This is a genomic window from Paenibacillus sp. 37 (assembly GCF_008386395.1).
GTDB lineage: Bacteria > Bacillota > Bacilli > Paenibacillales > Paenibacillaceae > Paenibacillus > Paenibacillus amylolyticus_B.
Genome location: NZ_CP043761.1, coordinates 233,016 through 250,850, shown reverse-complemented (window position 1 = coordinate 250,850; position 17,835 = coordinate 233,016). Strand labels below are relative to the sequence as shown.

At 48.3% G+C, this 17,835-nt stretch carries 11 protein-coding genes and 1 pseudogene; all 12 read right to left on the bottom strand.

What is annotated here, in order from left to right; genetic code table 11:
- Nucleotides 1-116: 116 nt before the first annotated feature.
- The 12 genes and pseudogenes from F0220_RS01155 to F0220_RS01100 all read right to left on the bottom strand — a co-directional run bounded on the left by F0220_RS01155 (nucleotide 117) and on the right by F0220_RS01100 (nucleotide 17,613).
- Nucleotides 117-1,754 carry a type 2 periplasmic-binding domain-containing protein gene (locus tag F0220_RS01155; protein ID WP_105602242.1) on the bottom strand — a complete coding sequence of 546 codons (1,638 nt, stop codon included), beginning with the start codon at nucleotides 1,752-1,754 and terminating at the stop codon, nucleotides 117-119.
- A 129-nt stretch (nucleotides 1,755-1,883) separates the two neighbouring features.
- A complete protein-coding gene (locus F0220_RS01150) occupies nucleotides 1,884-2,792 on the bottom strand; it encodes a carbohydrate ABC transporter permease (RefSeq protein ID WP_091012102.1) in 909 nt (302 codons plus the stop codon).
- 15 nt (nucleotides 2,793-2,807) lie between these two features.
- On the bottom strand, nucleotides 2,808-3,785 hold the full coding sequence (locus F0220_RS01145) for an ABC transporter permease (protein ID WP_105602244.1): 978 nt from the start codon (nucleotides 3,783-3,785) through the stop codon (nucleotides 2,808-2,810).
- Nucleotides 3,786-4,163: 378 nt separating this feature from the next.
- Nucleotides 4,164-5,576, bottom strand: coding sequence for an alpha-L-fucosidase (locus F0220_RS01140; RefSeq protein ID WP_105602245.1), 1,413 nt, complete (start codon nucleotides 5,574-5,576; stop codon nucleotides 4,164-4,166).
- Between the two features lie 695 nt (nucleotides 5,577-6,271).
- Nucleotides 6,272-7,330, bottom strand: a complete 1,059-nt coding sequence (locus F0220_RS01135) for a Gfo/Idh/MocA family protein (RefSeq protein WP_105602247.1) — start codon at nucleotides 7,328-7,330, stop codon at nucleotides 6,272-6,274.
- 254 nt (nucleotides 7,331-7,584) lie between these two features.
- On the bottom strand, nucleotides 7,585-8,451 hold the full coding sequence (locus F0220_RS01130; RefSeq protein ID WP_105602248.1) for a sugar phosphate isomerase/epimerase family protein: 867 nt from the start codon (nucleotides 8,449-8,451) through the stop codon (nucleotides 7,585-7,587).
- A 105-nt stretch (nucleotides 8,452-8,556) separates the two neighbouring features.
- Nucleotides 8,557-10,337, bottom strand: a pseudogene (locus F0220_RS01125) (glycoside hydrolase family 35 protein).
- A gap of 1 nt (nucleotide 10,338) precedes the next feature.
- Entirely contained in the window at nucleotides 10,339-11,799 is a 1,461-nt protein-coding gene (locus F0220_RS01120) for an alpha-L-fucosidase (RefSeq protein WP_105602250.1), read from the bottom strand.
- 31 nt (nucleotides 11,800-11,830) lie between these two features.
- Nucleotides 11,831-12,598 carry a copper homeostasis protein CutC gene (locus F0220_RS01115; protein ID WP_091012091.1) on the bottom strand — a complete coding sequence of 256 codons (768 nt, stop codon included), beginning with the start codon at nucleotides 12,596-12,598 and terminating at the stop codon, nucleotides 11,831-11,833.
- 536 nt (nucleotides 12,599-13,134) lie between these two features.
- The gene (locus F0220_RS01110) at nucleotides 13,135-13,326 is read right to left on the bottom strand and encodes a hypothetical protein (RefSeq protein ID WP_105602251.1); all 192 of its coding nucleotides are present in this window, start codon (nucleotides 13,324-13,326) and stop codon (nucleotides 13,135-13,137) included.
- A 188-nt stretch (nucleotides 13,327-13,514) separates the two neighbouring features.
- A complete protein-coding gene (locus tag F0220_RS01105) occupies nucleotides 13,515-16,298 on the bottom strand; it encodes a glycoside hydrolase family 3 C-terminal domain-containing protein (protein WP_105602253.1) in 2,784 nt (927 codons plus the stop codon).
- Nucleotides 16,299-16,524: 226 nt separating this feature from the next.
- On the bottom strand, nucleotides 16,525-17,613 hold the full coding sequence (locus tag F0220_RS01100; protein WP_105602255.1) for a low temperature requirement protein A: 1,089 nt from the start codon (nucleotides 17,611-17,613) through the stop codon (nucleotides 16,525-16,527).
- Nucleotides 17,614-17,835 lie beyond the last annotated feature (222 nt).

Sequence of the window (17,835 nt, the reverse complement as noted above, 5' to 3'; positions counted from 1 at the left end):
TAATTTTCCATAAATATTCAGTACATTATATCGGATGACGTGGGGTTGTCATAGGAGAAGACTGTCCCGGTCACGGGTGACAGACGGGACAGCCTCTATATTGAATCCTTCAACAATTATTGATTCTTCTCAATGGCGCGCTGGTAGATCTCAAGATAATTACTCAGCCCAAGACCATCGAAGCCTTTGACATATGCATCCCATTCCTTATCAATGCTCTTGCTACCGATAATGAACTGCGCCATATTTGTCTGCACATAATCCTTGATGGCCGTAGTCAGTTGTGCAGCTGATTCCGTATCCTCTGGACGGATAAACACGTTCGCAGGGTATACTTCTTTTGGTGCATAGGGTTCATACACATTGGTAGCTTGCGCCAGACGTGTACCATAACCCTCTGCTTCTAAAGGATTCTGCCCTTCGGCAAACAGATTACGGAACGAGTTGGACAAGTCATGCGCTCCGATCTGTGACCAGCTCTCGTTCACAACAACGTTCGGATCACGCTCAGGCAGGTTGTAGTAGCTGTATTTGGCCGGCTCGCCATTGATGTTTTTCTCATCAGCATCTGCCTTCTTCCAGCCCTTACCTTCGGTTGGTCCATACTCCGCGTACAGCGCACCTTCTTCACTGAACATGTAATCTACGATTTTGATGGCAGCAATCTGCTGTGCTTCTGTCGCTTTGTTGGTGATGGCGAACTCAAACTCACCTACGCTCTGCGTGGCGCCTGTCGTCTGCACCCCATCCGGTCCTTTCAATGGCGGAACGATCTCCCAGTGCTGGTGACGGGTGATGTCTTTGTCATACGTATTCACGAGATAGCTGACCAGTGCCGTCGTAATGGAACCTACCACTTCATCGCCTTCCTTGTTGCCCAGTTGTCCGATGGCCTGGTCGTTCTGCGTGAAGGAAGCTGGATCAATCAGGCCATCTGCATACAGCTTGTTCATGTACTCCAGCCCTTTCTTCCATCCTTCCTGATTGGCGGCAAAACTCACCTTGCCATCGTTCACGATCAGGTATTTGTCGTTGTCATTGTATATGAAACTATTCATCAGATAGGCATCAATGTTGCCATTCCATACATACTTGTTCGGTGCACCCGTAAGTGGAATCTCGTCCGCTTTCCCGTTACCGTTGGGATCCTGTGTCTTAAACGCCTTCAGAACGGTATACAGTTCATCGGTTGTTGTTGGCATTTTCAGACCCAGATTATCGAGCCACTCTGTGTTGATCCAGTATTTCTGTGCATACGTACAGTGGTAACATTCATTGAAGATCGGCAGTGCATAGATGTTGCCATCCGGTGCCGTAATGGCTTCTTTGAAGTATGGCTTCTCTTCCATAATCTTGGTCAGGTTCGGACCATACTCCTTAATCAGATCTTGTAGCGGAAGGAACACGCCCTGTTTTCCATAGGTTTGAAGGTCTGAGGTGGTGAACTTGCCGTGAAGAAACACTTCGGGATAATCACCACTAGCCAGCAGCAATTGTCTGCGATCCTGCAAGGCGTCCGTTGGGGCCAGATCCCATTTTAGGGTAACGTCGAACTTGTCTTCGATAAATTGGGTGAATTCATTCTCTTCCATGGACGCTTTGCCTTGCGGAGCAAAGAGGGTCATAGTTACAGGACCGCCGCTCTCCCCGCTACCGTCGCTACTTCCACCCGACTCCTCGGATGAACTGCATGCGGACAACAAAGCCATCGAAGCAAAGACCAGAAACAACATCGAAATCCAAGATTTTCTCAATCTGACTCCTCCTTTTTGTTCATAACGGCAAATTATTGACTTGTACTGCACGTGTATAAAATCGATCCCGGAAGCCGGCGTGTTCCTTCCACCTCCTTTCAAGAGGCAACCGGGCTTAACTCACAAGGATTAACCTTTCAGGGAACCAACCATGACCCCTTTAACAAAATGTTTCTGTACAAATGGATACATGATCAGAATGGGAATACTTGCGACAACGATCAGTGCATATTTCAACACCTGCTCAAACCCTTGATCCCGCATCTGTTGGCTGGTATTGGCGAGCATCGCCGGATCAGCCGCATTCAGGATGAGCAGATTGCGAAGCACGTATTGCAGAGGGAACAATTTCTCGGAACGCAGGTAGATCAGTGCATCAAAGTACGCATTCCAGTGACCTACGGCATACATGAGTGTCATGACTGCCAGAATGGGCTTTGATAAGGGAAGAACTACGCTGATCAGATACCGGATATCCCGGCAACCGTCCATTTCGGCGGCCTCCCCGAGTTCTTCCGGGATGGAAGATTGGAAGAAAGTCCTTGCCACGATGACCTGGAATACTGCGAGCGCCCCGGGCAGCCACATCGCCCAGCGTGTATCCAGCAAGTGCAAGTCCTTCATCAAGAGGTAGGTGGGGATCAGACCGCCATCGAAGAACATTGTGATCATCATGAAAATGATAATGGCTCCTCGTCCGTAGAATGACTTACGGGACAAGGGATACGCCAGCATGACAGTCAGCGTCACGTTAATGAACGTGCCCACCACGGTATAAATGATCGTGTTATAAAAACCGAGCATAAGCTGTTGGCTTTTGAAAATGGAGATGTACGCCTTGATGTTAAAGTCGACCGGGAACAGCCACACCTGGCCGGATGTCACGGCTCGTGAAGAGCTGAACGAAGAACTGATGATATACAAGAGCGGGTAAAACACCGTTAGAAGTATGGCGAACAAAAAGATGTAGTTAAGTGTCATGAAAATGCGGTCACCAAGCGGGTCCTTGATCCGGTTACGATTAATCAGGTTGAACATGGATAAGCTCCTCCTTTACCACAAGCTGTTCTGGGATACTTTGCGCGATATGCCGTTGACGATAACCAGCAGGATCAAGTTGATAATGGAGTTAAAGAACCCTACTGCCGAGGAGAAGCTGAAATTGGCTCCGATCAGACCCACCTTGTACACATACGTGGAGATGACCTCCGAAGCGCTTGTGTTGAGTGGATTCTGCATCAGGTATATTTTCTCAAAGCCCACGCCCATAATGCTGCCCAGACTCAGAATCAGCATGATAACCGTGACTGGAACGAGTGTTGGAAGGTCAATGTGCCATATTTTCCGAAGCCTTGATGCGCCGTCCATCTTTGCTGCTTCATAGAGAGATGGATCAACACCAGCAAGAGCTGCGATATATATGATGGATGAATATCCCATGCCCTGCCACACACCTGACCAGACATAGATCGATTTGAAGTATTCCGGAATGCCCATGAAGTTGGTCATTGGGAAGCCGAGCAGTGTGAACAGCTTGTCTACCACGCCCACATGTGGGGAGAGCATCAGAATGATAATGGATACCATGACAACGGTTGAGATAAAATGCGGAGCGTAAGTGACCATTTGCACGGTCTTCTTGAAGTAACCCGTTCGAATCTCATTCAGCGCCAGCGCCAGCAGGATGGGAATAGGGAAACCCGCAATTAAGGAATAGAAGCTAATGCCTATCGTGTTTTTGATTAACAGCCAGAAGTTTGGAGATTGGAAGAAGGCTTCAAAATGTTTGAATCCAACCCACGGGCTTCCCCAGATTCCTTTGACCACACTGAAGTCCTTGAAGGCAATCTGGACACCCACCATAGGGATGTACTTGAAGATCAACAGATACAACACCGGGGGCAGCACGAGCAGGTAGAGCTCCCAGTGTTTCTTGAGGCTTTTGATGAATGGATGCTGCCGCTTGGGCTCCACATGTTTCCTCTGCTGGAGTTCCATCTTGGCGGGTATGCTTTCCGTAGCTCGACTCATTTGCGTCACTCCTTCTACACCTCAAGTGTAATAATACATTACATTTACATCCCTTAAACATCCTTTTTTCTGTTCTTAATTCCTTGTCAAACCTAATTGATGTAAACATTCATATCAGGTAGCGCTTTCTTAATTTGATAGTACATCGCACGGTAAACTTTTATCAATTTGCAATTTTCTCCGACTTCTCTTTATTCCATAAACCCTTGTGTGACAAGCAATTTGGAGCTGTTTTTGGTGGGATATATGTTCCTTATGTATGAATATAAAAATTCCGGAGGTGGTTATACCTCCCCCGGAATTGACATGGCTTTCTATGCATGCATGTTCAAAAAGTTACCGATTCAGCACCGAGAAGGGGAACAGTTGGAACAACCTCTATGCGCTTGTGATCAATCTGAACGTATGTGTGATGGGTAATGCACTGGTTGTAACCGATTGTGGAAGTTCCACGAGAAGTCCGTCTTCCTTATGCTGATACGTAAGTACGTCATCGCTACCGATGAGTTCGACCCGCTCTACCTTTTCCAGATAAGGAATGACTAACTGTGGTTGTACGCTCTCATGTTCGTTTCGGTATAAACGGAAGGCATATACGGTGTTGATCTCTTCCTTCTGAGTGAAGGCCCAATCTTTCGTAAAATATGGCCCGCAGATCCGGGTTCCATAGACACCTTCTCCATGAGTACCCAGCCATTCACCGAGGCCCTTGATGCCTCGAATTGCCCCTTTTGGCAGACGCCCATCGGGTTGTGGTCCTACATTCAGCGCCAGGTTACCACCCTTGGACACCACTTCGAGTAGAATATGTGCTAGCTGTCTTCCCGTTTTATACTGATCATCGAATCCGAAGGCAAAGGAGTTGCCTACGGTAATACAGCTCTCCCATGGAATGTTCATCGGATGTTCCGGTATGGTCTGCTCAGGGGTAACAATATTCTCATACGGTCCACCTACAGTGCGATCTGCGGACAGCAGCCAGGGCTGAGTGGTCTGACGCGCCCGGTCCACGACTTCTCCAAGCCTGATATCCTGACCATGGCGACCTTCACGCACCCAGCCGGCATCCAGCCACAGACATTCGATCCGCCCGTAATTGGTCAGCAGTTCCATGATCTGCTCATGTGTGAACTCCACGAATTTCTCCCACAGCCACGGATACTTATGGGGATCATACGAAGGGCCGCGCCACATATGACGTCCACGCTCCATACCCGGTGCCCAGTAATACGGGGTATGCCAGTCCGCTTTGGAGAAATACGCTGAGATGCCGAGTCCTTTAGCCCGAAAAGCGTCAAACAGTGCTCGACAGATGTCCGCATACTTATGGGTATGAAAAGGCGTGTCCTTGCCCGTAATCCGGTAATCGGTTGTCTTCGTATCCCACATGCAGAAACCATCATGGTGCTTGGTGGTGAACAGGAAGTATTTGAACCCGTTATCTGCCGCCATCTGTGCCCATTCCTCAGGCTGGAAACGAATCGGATTGAAGGTTTTGTTGAGATCGAAATATTCCCGTTTAAAGTCTTCCATGTCATCCGTCCAGTCGATGTCATCACGCGACCAATCGCCATCCTCGTCGCTCAGCGCCCAGGACTCCACGAGACCAAGCTGGGAATACGGCCCCCAGTGCATCATCAGCCCCAGCTTCTGGTCCTTGAACCACTCCAGCCGTTCATTCAGCAGCGGTTCCTCCGGTCTGATCCACTCTTCCTCTTTGCTAAAATTGTGCACCCCGGCTTCGACAATCTGCTCTTCCTGCTCCAGTACGGTTTCTTTGGTTTCGCTCATCCTGTTTCATCTCCTTTGGATTAGATAAAAGATAAACCTTGCATGTTACGCCTGGTCACTCCGAGTGCAGTACCATCTTTCGATCGCTGTTATCCCCGGATTTCTTTGATTTCACTTTATAATTGTTGGAAATCCGGTGATAAAGGCGAGCGCTTCGCTTCTTCAGATTGGTTCTGCACTCTCCGTTTTGGCGTAAACGCTAGTTTAACTGTTAAGGGGCGTAGTAACTTTGTATTTCGATTGCGGTGCGATCTTCAATTCCTATGAATCCCTTACTTCCTCCTCTTGCCTCTAGAGGAATATAAACTGGCTGACCTTCGCGGAGGGGTAGGAAATTTTCTAAGGAACACAGGGCGTCTTATTCAGCCTTTTGATCCTCTTTTTGAATTGTAAGGAACATCAGACACGTTATTTCCCGAAATTAGCTTATAAAAACGCTGTAAACTGCTGTTTATTCTGATATAGCGTGTGTCAGGTTCCTTAGATTTCTGCTAGCGCTTCGAATCCTTGAATAAGACGCCTCAGATTCGTTAGCGCTCGCTCCCTACTCTGCTCCAACGGCGAGCGGAGAGGACGCATCCACGCCCGCCCTGAGCGGAGCTTTTCATTGAAAGGGAGCGAAGTACTCATAACTTTTAATGCCACGGGAGTAGTAAAGTATCAACGTAGCCTAACAACGCCATGCAATGATCCTTTTACAGCGTGATTTCGCGGCCTTGGCGTGCCGATTCGTAGATGGCGCAGAGCATTTTCATCACTTCAACGCCATCCTCGACGGGACTAAGTGTTTCTTTGCGGCCCTGTGTGCTGTCGATAAAATGGTTGATTTCATTGCGAAATGAGCCCATAAAATCGAATGATTTGAAATCTACCTGTGGCGTCATGTTCAAAATGGTATTGAATTTCTCGCCAATAATCGAAATTTCCGGTTCCAGCTCGGCACCGCCTTTGTCGCCATAGAGTTTGACCGAAGTCTCATCTGCTTTGGCATGGAGCGTGAAACTTACATCCACGAGCAGGCTCGCGCCATTTTCGAAACGAATCAGGGCATTTGCCATATCCTCAACAGTGTTCTGTTCCGCGTCATAGTCTGCCGCTTTGTAGAACGACAGATTGTTAATGTTCGAGCGGTTCCCCAATCGGTTGGACACGTTGGCGGAGACGGATTTCACCTTCGGTCTGCCCATCAGATACCAGCAAATATCGATTACATGCACCCCGATATCGATGAGTGGACCGCCGCCTGAGCGGTTGACATCCGAGAACCAGCCACCCGGATTGCCCAGACGACGCAGACTGGAGGCTTTGGCATAATAGATCTCGCCCAGTTCACCCTCGTCGATAAATTTCTTCAGAATCTGTGCATTGTCACTATAGCGGCGAACAAAACCAACTTGCAGCAGTTTTCCGCTACGATGAACGGCCTTCTCTACCTCGAGGGCATCCTCCACCGTTTGGCAGAGTGGTTTCTCACATAACACGTTTTTGCCTGCGTCCAGAGCAGCAATGCTAATCTCAGCATGGGAGTCGTTCCATGTACAGATGCTGACGGAATGAATCTCAGGCAGTGCGAGCAGTTCCTTGTAGTCGGTAAACACATGAGGTGCATTATATTGCTTCGCGACTTCTGCGGCACGTTCTGCATTCAGGTCGCAGATAGCGTATATTTCAACGTCCGGGTTACTGGCGTAGGCTTGCAAATGGCAATCGGATATGGATCCGGCACCGATGACGGCGACTTTCAATTTGGACATAGTAGCTGATTCCTCCATCGTTTTCATATGAATTGACTCAAGAAATTATAATATTCGGCTTAACGTAACGACGGTGAATGCTTGGACTTTCGGCCGCTGTTGTCTGCAAATTTCTTTTATTGACCGCTCTGGCGGTTGAAATCCGCAGACAAAGGCGGTCGCTAACGCTCCTACAGTTCCAAGCTTCCCCTCTGTTACTCACGCCTTCTTTAGAATTTGATTCAACATTATTCATCTAACACAAGTGCTCAGCCCTATGCCTCTTCCCATAGGCGGCGGACATTATCCATAGCAATACGTGAGGCGGTTTTGCAATCCTCCATGCCTTCAAATTCAACCGAGATATATCCGTCATACCCGGATTGTTTTAACACACGGATAACTTCAGGCATGTTAATATCGCCATGGCCCACAATGGCACCGCGCAGGTAATTGCCATGCGAGGTTTGGAACCAGCCTTCACCGGGATTCCGGTAGGAAGGTCTCCAGTAGAAGTCTTTGGCATGCACAATCGACGCGTACGGAATGTTATTTTTCACAGCACTCACCGGATCTTCATCCACACAGAGGAAATTACCGACATCCAGGGTGGTTTTGAAGTTATTCCGCGCCGTTTCGTGGAGCAAACGCTGAATTCGCTCACTCGACTGCACATAGTACCCATGGTTCTCCACGCTTGTTGTAATCCCAAAACCCGCAGCATAATCGGCTATTCGCTGACAAGCCTTCACCAGTACCGGCAGGTCGATCTCGAATTGGGCTACGGTTCCTTCTGGTGCGGGGCGGAAAGCCACGTCATGACGCATCAGTTTCACACCGAGCGCTGCAGCCACATCCACATGTCGCATCACATTCTGGATCTCTTGCTCCAACGCTTCGGCGTCCTCCTGCACAGCAAAGTTAGCACCGATGGCATAATTGGAAATATCGATTCCAACCTCTTTTGCCACAGCTTTAATCTCATCAATCAACTTCGGGTTATCGATCAGACTGAACCCCATCGGGACAATCTCCACATGTTCCCCACCCTGATCGGCGATCCAACGAATGGCATCTGGCACGGTTAATTCTTTGCGATCCAATGCTTGTTGCAGACTGTAGGTGCTGAGTCCAACTTTCATTTTTCCTCATCCTCTCCTGTAGTCAATGTCCATACCCAACGTATACCTTTTTCCGGCGGACACGACAATTCTCAATAATCGTTTGGCTCACCTATTTTCCTTTTCCTAGCCCAAATCCGGTGTATCCACCAACGTTACGGCCAGTTCTGACGTCTGATGAAGCTCAAATACCATGATTTCATTCTCACCTTCGCGGAGGAGTGGGGCAGGGACGTACAACGTTTTTTGCGGTCCTTTATTCCAGTAGCGACCCAGATTGAATCCGTTTACAAATACAACTCCCTTGGTCCAGCTATCCAGTCGCAGAAAAGTATCTCTTACATCCGTGATATTAAACTCTCCTCGATAAAATGCTGGTCCCTGTACTTCATTAATTGTTTCGTTAATTGCTTCGCTAATCACATCTCTAAATTGTAAAGCCAACAGATCAGTTAATGGCAGACAATGAATCGTCCAATCGAATAAAAATTGAAAGCCATGTCGCACCCCCTCCGTAATCCCCTTCGGATCTCTCAGGTACGGGCCATAGTTGATTCGCCCCATATTTTCGACAAGGATCAATAGTTCTGCACCCTCTGGCGGCACTTCAAAAGAAATCGATACTGCTGTATTTCCCCGTTCGAGCACACCCTGAAATTGCCCATCAACAAACACAAGCGCACGGTCACGAACCTCCTGAACCACCAGTTCCTGTCGCTCCCTTGGCCCGGATATTCGGGTTTGATAACAAATAAAACCATAATCCTGACCCAGCTTCTCCATCGGTTCTGGATTCGTGCGTTGTACCGGGACTGATATCCGGTCCAATTGTGTAAGTAATGACGCCTGCTGGTTCAATTCCACTCGCCCATAGGCGAATGTCCCCTTCGATTCTGGCAGCACAAGCTCACCCAAGTCTTCGCCGCTATACTGAGCAATAAGGTCCCTCACCGCATGGAACTTCGCTGTCGGCTCCCCCGATTCACTGAGCAGTGAATCGTAATCGTAACTTGTAATCGTCGGTTCATATTGATCCTTCTGCTGACAGTTCGCCCCGTTGTAAAATCCGAAGTTTGTTCCGCCGTGGAACATATAAAAGTTAACCGAGGCTCCTGCTCGAAGCATCTCCTCAAACACACCAGCCACATCTGCAGCTTCTCGGGTGTGATGCGACTCGCCCCAGTGATCGAACCAGCCGTTCCAATACTCCATGCACATTAAAGGTCCATCCGCCTGATATTCACGCAGCTTGGCAAACGCTCCCTCCGTTCCTGATCCAAAATTAACTGTAGCCAGATGCCCCGGGATTGATCCCGCTTGCAGCATGTGTCTGTCGGTCCGTCCGAGGTAAATAACAACACATCAATACCGCGTGCTACCATGCCATCACGTAAATATTGCAGGTAACTCGCGTCGTTCCCGAAGCTGCCGTACTCATTTTCAATTTGCATTGCAATGATCGGCCCGCCATGGGTGCTCAGAAGAGGTTTCATTTTGGGCAAAAGCACATCATAATAACGATCCACATTCGCCAGAAATTTTGCATCATTACACCGAAGACGGATATCATCAGCTGCAAGCAGCCAGGAAGGTAATCCGCCAAATTCCCACTCCGCACATATATAAGGACTCGGACGTACAATTACATGCAGACCCACATCTCCTGCAATGCGAATAAAACGTTCCAGATCAGCCATGCCTTCAAAACAATACTGCCCAGGCCGAGGCTCATGAACATTCCACGGCACATACGTTTCCACTGTATTGAAACCGCAGGCTTTCAGCTTGAGTAGCCGATCCTCCCAATATTCGGGGACCACTCTGAAATAATGGATGGCACCCGACAGAATCCGAATGGGCTCGCCACCATACATGAATTGTGAACCTTTATACGTTAGCAGCGCCATGTTACACCCCTCCCCGCTCGCTCAGATATATGCCTAACCCGGACAACGTAGGATACCATCTGGATTCATGAATGGTTAATCGCATCCTTCTCAATGTGACCTGGGGGAAACAGCAAATTCGTTTATACCCCACCACAGTCCCCGTGTAGAACGCCTCCCAACCCCCATCTGCCCTCTGTGACTCCAGTGTAAAACGCTCAATCCGTTGGCCTGTCTCGATATGTTCCATCAGCACCACCCGGTCAAACGTCGTTTCCTCCTGCAAATCCAGCTCGATCCAAGCCTGCTCCGTTCCTTCATGAGGACACCAGTACGTATCCCGTCGTTCCGTCAGCACCTCCGATACAGCATGTTGTTCATCCATCGTCTCCGATGCTTTTACAAGCGCCTGCAAGGCCAAATTTTCCTGAAAAATGGTACGTAGCGAATCACCCAGTTCCTGTAGTCGCTCCACATCACGTTCGTGAATGAGACCACGCGTATCCGGTGGCAAATTGAGCAAAAAGGTGGTGTTGCCCCCCACTGCGCCATAATAGACGGCGAGCAGTTCTTCCAATGTTTTGACCTGATCATCTTCACTTTCATGATAGAACCATCCCGGGCGAATGGAGGTATTCACCTCGGCAGGATACCAGATCAGTTGCTTGCCTTGGGAACGAATGACCTCTCGGCTTCCCAAATCACTGTCCTGCGTATTAATCCTTGTGGCAAACTCACCATCATCCACCTGCTGTGATTGCTCCTGAATCTTCTCATTATCCTGCATATGCGCAGGCACAACGCTCCATTCCGATTCCCGCGTATGCCCCGCTTCATTGCCACACCAACGAACATCCGGTCCGCATACCGAGATGACAGCATCGGGCTGGAGTTCACGAATAAGCGCATAATAGGCTTCCCAGTCGTAGATCTGCCTTTTGCCATTCGGACCCTCACCACACGCGCCATCGAACCATACACAGAAGATGTCCCCGTAATTCGTGAGTAGCTCTCGTAACTGATCGAGGAAAAACTCGTTATACCTCTCGGAATCTCCATACGTGGCTTCATGCCGATCCCAAGGAGACAGGTACACGCCGAACTTCAATCCGCCCTCACGGCAGGCATCGGCGACTTCCCGAACCAAATCCCCAGCACCATTCCTCCATGGACTGGCCGCGACCGTGTGGGCTGTAAACTGGCTTGGCCACAAACAAAATCCATCATGATGCTTACATGTCAAAATCAGCCCTTTCATCCCGGCAGCCTTGCACGCCTGCACCCATTGCGCTGCGCTCAGTTCAGAAGGATTGAAGATCGACGGGTCTTCCTCTCCAGTACCCCATTCCCGATCCGTGAATGTATTTACCGTAAAATGAATAAACCCGTAAAACTCCATCTCCTGCCATCTCAACTGGCGTTCGGATGGGCGGATCTGCGCTGCGGTTGTAATCCATTCGGCTGATTGCAGTTCATGATTCATGGTGTTATCCCTCCTTTTATTTCGTGCATTCCTATGTCACTGGACCACCCTTGCTTTTTGGACCGTTACGGATTGCACTACTGTCCATAAATGGCTGTGATGCATGCAATAACTGCTGCTTGGCTTGAGAGATAAGCTGCGAATCTGCGGGATGGTCAAAGCTTCCTTCACGGCGTACACCTGATCCCATATGGATCTCCGTGATACCCGTCTGACTCACTAGCGTTTCAATTCCCTCTATGGTGACCCCAGACCCTGCCATGACAGCGATGTTCAAGGTTTGCCCCAGTTCCTGAAGCTGTTTCAGTTCCAGTATGGCTTCAGGCGCTGTCCGTTTCCCTCCCGATGTAAGCACACGCTCCACGTTGCCCATTGTGTTAATGGCCTTGAGTGCCTCAGTCAGGCTTGCGCTCACATCAATTGCACGATGAAACGTAACGCCCAAACCCTGAGCTTCCGCCATACATGATTGCAAGGATAGAAGGTCCACTTCACCCTCTCCCGAGAGGGCTCCGATCACGATGCCAGCGGCTCCAAGTTCCTTCGCCACGCGAATATCACGGGTCATGGCGTGGATGTCATCTGCGCTATAGCGGAACGAGCGGCTGTGGGGACGGATCATGACATACACCGGAATGGAAACCTGGGATACGACATGCTCCATAACGCCATAACTTGGAGTAAGCCCCCCTTCAGACATCGCAGACACCAGCTCAATCCGATCGGCCCCTCCCTCCTCAGCTGCCTTGGCATCTTCCACATCCACAGCAATGACTTCCAATACAGGCTGTCTTTCCATAAGGATCGCTCCCTTCACTTCATTGAAAATTAGTCCAGCGTAATAAGGTGCTCATCAGCAGGCATGAAGTCGTAAGTAGATACTTCCGAAAGTATAATCCTGTGTTCTCACCCGACCCTCGCACCGTTAACCCGTATCGTTACCCATCACTCGAACTGCACACAGCCTGATCCATGACATAAAGGACCGACTGAACGCTTCATCAGCGCTCCTGCGATCCTTCTTCATCATTGTGGGCAACGGTCAGCTTCCAGATCGCAATCCGAATAGGTCGACCTTCCTGAAAGATATATTGTTCGTAGGCAATGATCTTCATGAATGGGTTCTCCTTTGGGATCGCAATGGGGGAGCTGGCAAATAGAGAGTGCAACGAACATAAATACTTTACCTGTTTTTAATTTTGTTATTTTTGTTATTTACAATGTTATTATTTATTAGCAATAGTCTAAAACGTTAGGATCAGTACGTCAATACAAAAAAGACACCCGGAGGGTGTCTTCATGTCTTGGATAACCTTCTGGTTATCCGAGCTTTTTCTATTTTCTACGCCGAGCCTTCGTCATTCGATTAAACATAATCAGTGCAGCAATAATCATGGCTATCATGGCAATATTACTCGCCACTTCTTGTGATAGTCCGAAAAGGACTCCCAGGTTAGTCACCAGGCCTCTTACAATCAGCGCCACCACAACTAGCAGGATTGGACTCATAAAATTATAATTTCTCATTCCTCGCAACACCCCTGACCCCATTGTTCAGAACTACGAATCTCATAACACTATCATAACAGTAGCTATTCTGTGTTACAACAAAGGACACCCGCGTGCAGTGTCCTTTGTCATATACCAACGTATTCTGCTTTGGATGACAGAACAACCTTTTGATTGCTGCTATCACAAGATATTTCTGTTTATCTCTACACCTGCTTGAATTCGATCCAATCAATCTGGAGACCTGGTTTGGTGAAGTCCAGTTTCAATTCATACAGTCCTGCTTCAAGGTCTACTTTGACAAGCTTCTGTCTGATCCATTTTCCTTCCGTACCATTCGTCTGAATGGTGGTTACCAACTGGTCATTCAGGAGCAGGTTACATGCACTTTGAGCCAGTTCCGGCTCAGGGGACATGATCTGTACGATAATCCGATAATGACCTGCCTCGTCCACTTTCATGTAGACGGGTTCAGCTACCGCAGGTTTCACCTGTGCGTTCTCCACCAGCGCCTGAGCTTGTGCAGAAGATAGAGATGCATTCGCTTGGAACGAAGCGACGTTCTCTACGATCTCGTGCTTTCTGCCGGACACCGGTGCATTCATGATGAACTTGCAGATGTTGATCGCCGAGCGTTGCAGCTCTCCGCGAGTCAATGTTCCATTATCCAAGGATTCAATCGTGTTGTCATCCCAACCATTGATCTCTGCGCCGTAGTTCGGTACAACCATGTAGAGATCATTCTGTGCACGAATCATCCAGTTCGTGTATTTGCGATCAGCTTCTCCACCTTCGGTCACATCATTCATAATCGCCCACCAGTCGGTCATTACGATTCCGTCGAAATTCCATTCGCCACGCAAAATCGTGGTGTTCAGGTCGTAGTTGGATGCCGCCCAGTGTCCGTTAACCGGGTTGTAGGAAGTCATGATGGAGTTGGCTCCGCCTTCTTTTACAGCGATTTCGAACCCTTTCAGGTAAATTTCACGCAGTGCACGTTCGGAGACAACAGCATCTACTTTACTGCGGTGTTTCTCCTGATTGTTACAGGCAAAGTGTTTCAGTGTGGCATTGGAACCACCCTTCATGATACCTTTCGTACATGCTGCGGCAAATACACCCGAGATCAGTGGATCTTCGGAGAAGTATTCAAAGTTCCGGCCATTGAGCGGGCTCCGGCGGATATTGAGTCCAGGTCCGAGCAGGGTATCCACCTGATTTCTGAGCAGTTCCTGTCCTTCCATCACATACAACTCTTCAACAAGCTCCTTGTTCCATGTCGCCGCAAGCAACGTACCAATGGATACCTGTGTTGCCTTCTCGCCACTATCCATACGAATACCCGACGGGCCATCTGCCGTACATGCTACCGGAATACCGTAATTAAACAGGCTGTCGCTGACACCACCAAATGCAGATGCCGTCCCCGAAGTAACGAGTGGACTGCTCATGCCTTCGCCACGGACAATCGCTGCCAGATCCTGATCACTCAGTTGAGCGATGAAGGCTTCCAGACTCACTTTGCCAGCTTTAACGTCACTCAGCTTGTGGCCCTGGTTGCCCGTCTGCTCCAGCGTTTGCGGAAGATTCTGCTCAATCCGGTCCGCCATGGATATCTTACGTTTCGGTACTTCTGCATACGTCAGTTCATAAGATCCATCTTCCTTGCGCGCACCTGGTTTCATCCGTGTAAAATCTTCCGTTGGCGCCATCGCTTCTTGCAGCTGCTCCACCAATTGAAGGGATTCAATCACATATCCATCCTGGCCATCGATGCTAACGTGCTGCACTTGTTTCACACTGGTTCCTACATGCAGTCGATATGTGCCTTCTTCCAGAACGTATGCGGAAGCATGACCTGTAACACCCGCATCATCGTAGGATGCCATGTCATGGATCGGGAAGCTGATCGTCAGTATTTCTGACTCGCCCGGCTGCAACAATCCTGTCTTGCCAAAAGCAACCAAAGCCTTCACCGGTTGTCCCAGTTTGCCTTGTGGTGCTTCATAATAGACTTGTACAACCTCTTTGCCCGCATATGTTGTACCTGAGTTGGTCACATTGACACGAACTTCAATGTAGGTTTCGCCGTCTTTGGACACAGATTTCACTTCTTCATGCTGAGCCAAAAACGTCGTATAAGACAGGCCGTAACCGAATTCAAACTGAACACGCTCAGGTCGAAACGTTTCGAAATAACGATAACCTACATAGATATCTTCCTGATACAGGTTCTTGAACTCATTGCCGTAGTTGCTTGTCGAAGGATAATCCTCGATGGAATATGCAATCGTATCTGTCAGTTTACCGCTTGGTGTAACGTCTCCCGCCAGCACATCAGCAATCGCGTTGCCACCCTCCATACCGCCATGCCAGGAGTAAATTACGCCTTGGATTGGATGTAGATACGTTTCGTTTAACCAGCTCATGTCGATGATATTCGAGACATTCAGCACTACGATTGTGTGTTCAAACTGCGCAGTGACTTGCTTCAGCATCGCTTTTTCATCTTCTGTCAGTTGGTAACTTCCTGGCGCATCCGCATTATCCTGATCTTCTCCTGCTGTACGTCCAATCACGATAATGGCTTTGCTGGATTTGCTTCTAGCCTGTGCAACCAGGTCATCCGTCAAAGGCATTTCTTTCTGATTCCATGGCTCGGCCGCCCATACTTTTCCACCATCATCAAATGGATTCTCTTCAATCCACTTCTCATAGACAGCTGCCAGTTCTTCATTCACCGTTATATTCTTTTTGCTGCGCAGACCATCGAGCAGATTCGTTGTGTAGGCTACATGGACACTACCGCCTGAACCCGTGCCGCTCCGATAATAATTGACTTGAATCCGTCCAAAAACTGAAACGTTTTCGTTTTTACGAAGTGGAAGCACTTGGCCTTCATTTCTGACTAAAACGGCTCCTTCTGCGGCAACCGTACGACTAAACTCTGCAAACCCTTCCAATGGAACTCCAATTTGATGTGTGCTCAATGATTTCCCTCCTAATTGTCATCCCCATATCTACGAACGAATAAGACCATTCCATATGATCTGGTAGATTCACTTGTACATAGTCTCATATTAACAGATTCTATAGAAGAAATTAAATTAGATTTGTGCATTATTTATATTATTAAAAAATGTCCACGATTAGTGGCATAACAAAAAGCCACGGACACCTGTTGTCCGTGACTTTTCTTCATTTTAATACACTATATCAAGTCGTAAGTTTCGCATACACCAGGAAGAATAACATGTCTTCGCCCATGATGACATAACCCGGAACCTGGTAAACCATATCCACAAGGACAAATGCCACCAGTAACCCTACCATGAACGCCAGATGGCGCGGACCCAGTCGCAGATGTGCGTGTCTGTAACGATGGAACACAAGTGAGGTCGACAAGAAATACAGTAGCGCCGATCCAAATACAAACCCTAGCATGAACACATAGTTTAACTGATTCTGATATAACAGCTGAATTGAAGCAGCAATCATACTCATGGAGATGTAGATGAACAGATGTCCGTATATGATCGCTTGTCCGGCAGTCTGAATCTCTTTGCTGACCTTTTTCTCCACGTTGTCGAAGTACTGCCACCATATCGCAATGACAAAGATGGACGTAAATGCGGCAAACAGGATGGATTTCATATCCCAATGATCGGCTTGCAGCACGGCAATAATACTAACTACCGATTCACCTAGCAGGATAAGTGTAAATAACGCGAAACGTTCCAACAAATGATGAGTCTGAACCGGTACTTTCACCAGATTTTTGCGTCCAATCAACGGAAGTACGATGTCCACAGCAATTCCCGCATACAAGATCAAGTAGCGCAGCCAGGAATCGAAAAACAATGAGCCCGATGAGATCAATATTCCAATGAGGAAACAGATGCCCAAGTACCGGGCGGCTTTCTGCTGATGCTCGCTTTTCGACTTGTGAACCGTCAGATACTGAATGGCCGTAAACGCCCGTGAACCGATATATCCGATGAAGAAGGACAGGTAGTACTGGTCAAAATGGGTAGAGAGGCTCGCCGTCATGACCATAACGGACAGAAGCTGAAGGATGAGGAATATTCGATGGATCAGAATATCTTGACCATAGCGGTTAATAAACAAGGTCTGACCAACCCATGCCCACCAAACAGGGATGAAAATAAGCACAAACTTCATTAAGTATTCAAACGTAATTACTCCGTGTTCGGCATGTAACAAGACATGACCCGCTTTGGAGACCGCTGCTACGAAGAGCAGATCGTAAAACAGCTCCAGCCAGGTAACCTTTTTCTCCATCATCCTTCGTTGCTCCTTTGATTTTCATTTACACATACACTTCGATGACAGAATAACCTTCCAATCGCTGTTATCCCCAGATTTTTTCGATTCCCTTTTCTCAAGGGAAAATCCGGGGATAGCATATGCTTCCGATGTAGCTTTCTTTCAGAAAGCTTTTAGGCGAACGCTTCGCTTTTTCAGTTTTCTTCTGTCCTCTTCGTTATTGTGTAAATGGATAGTTTA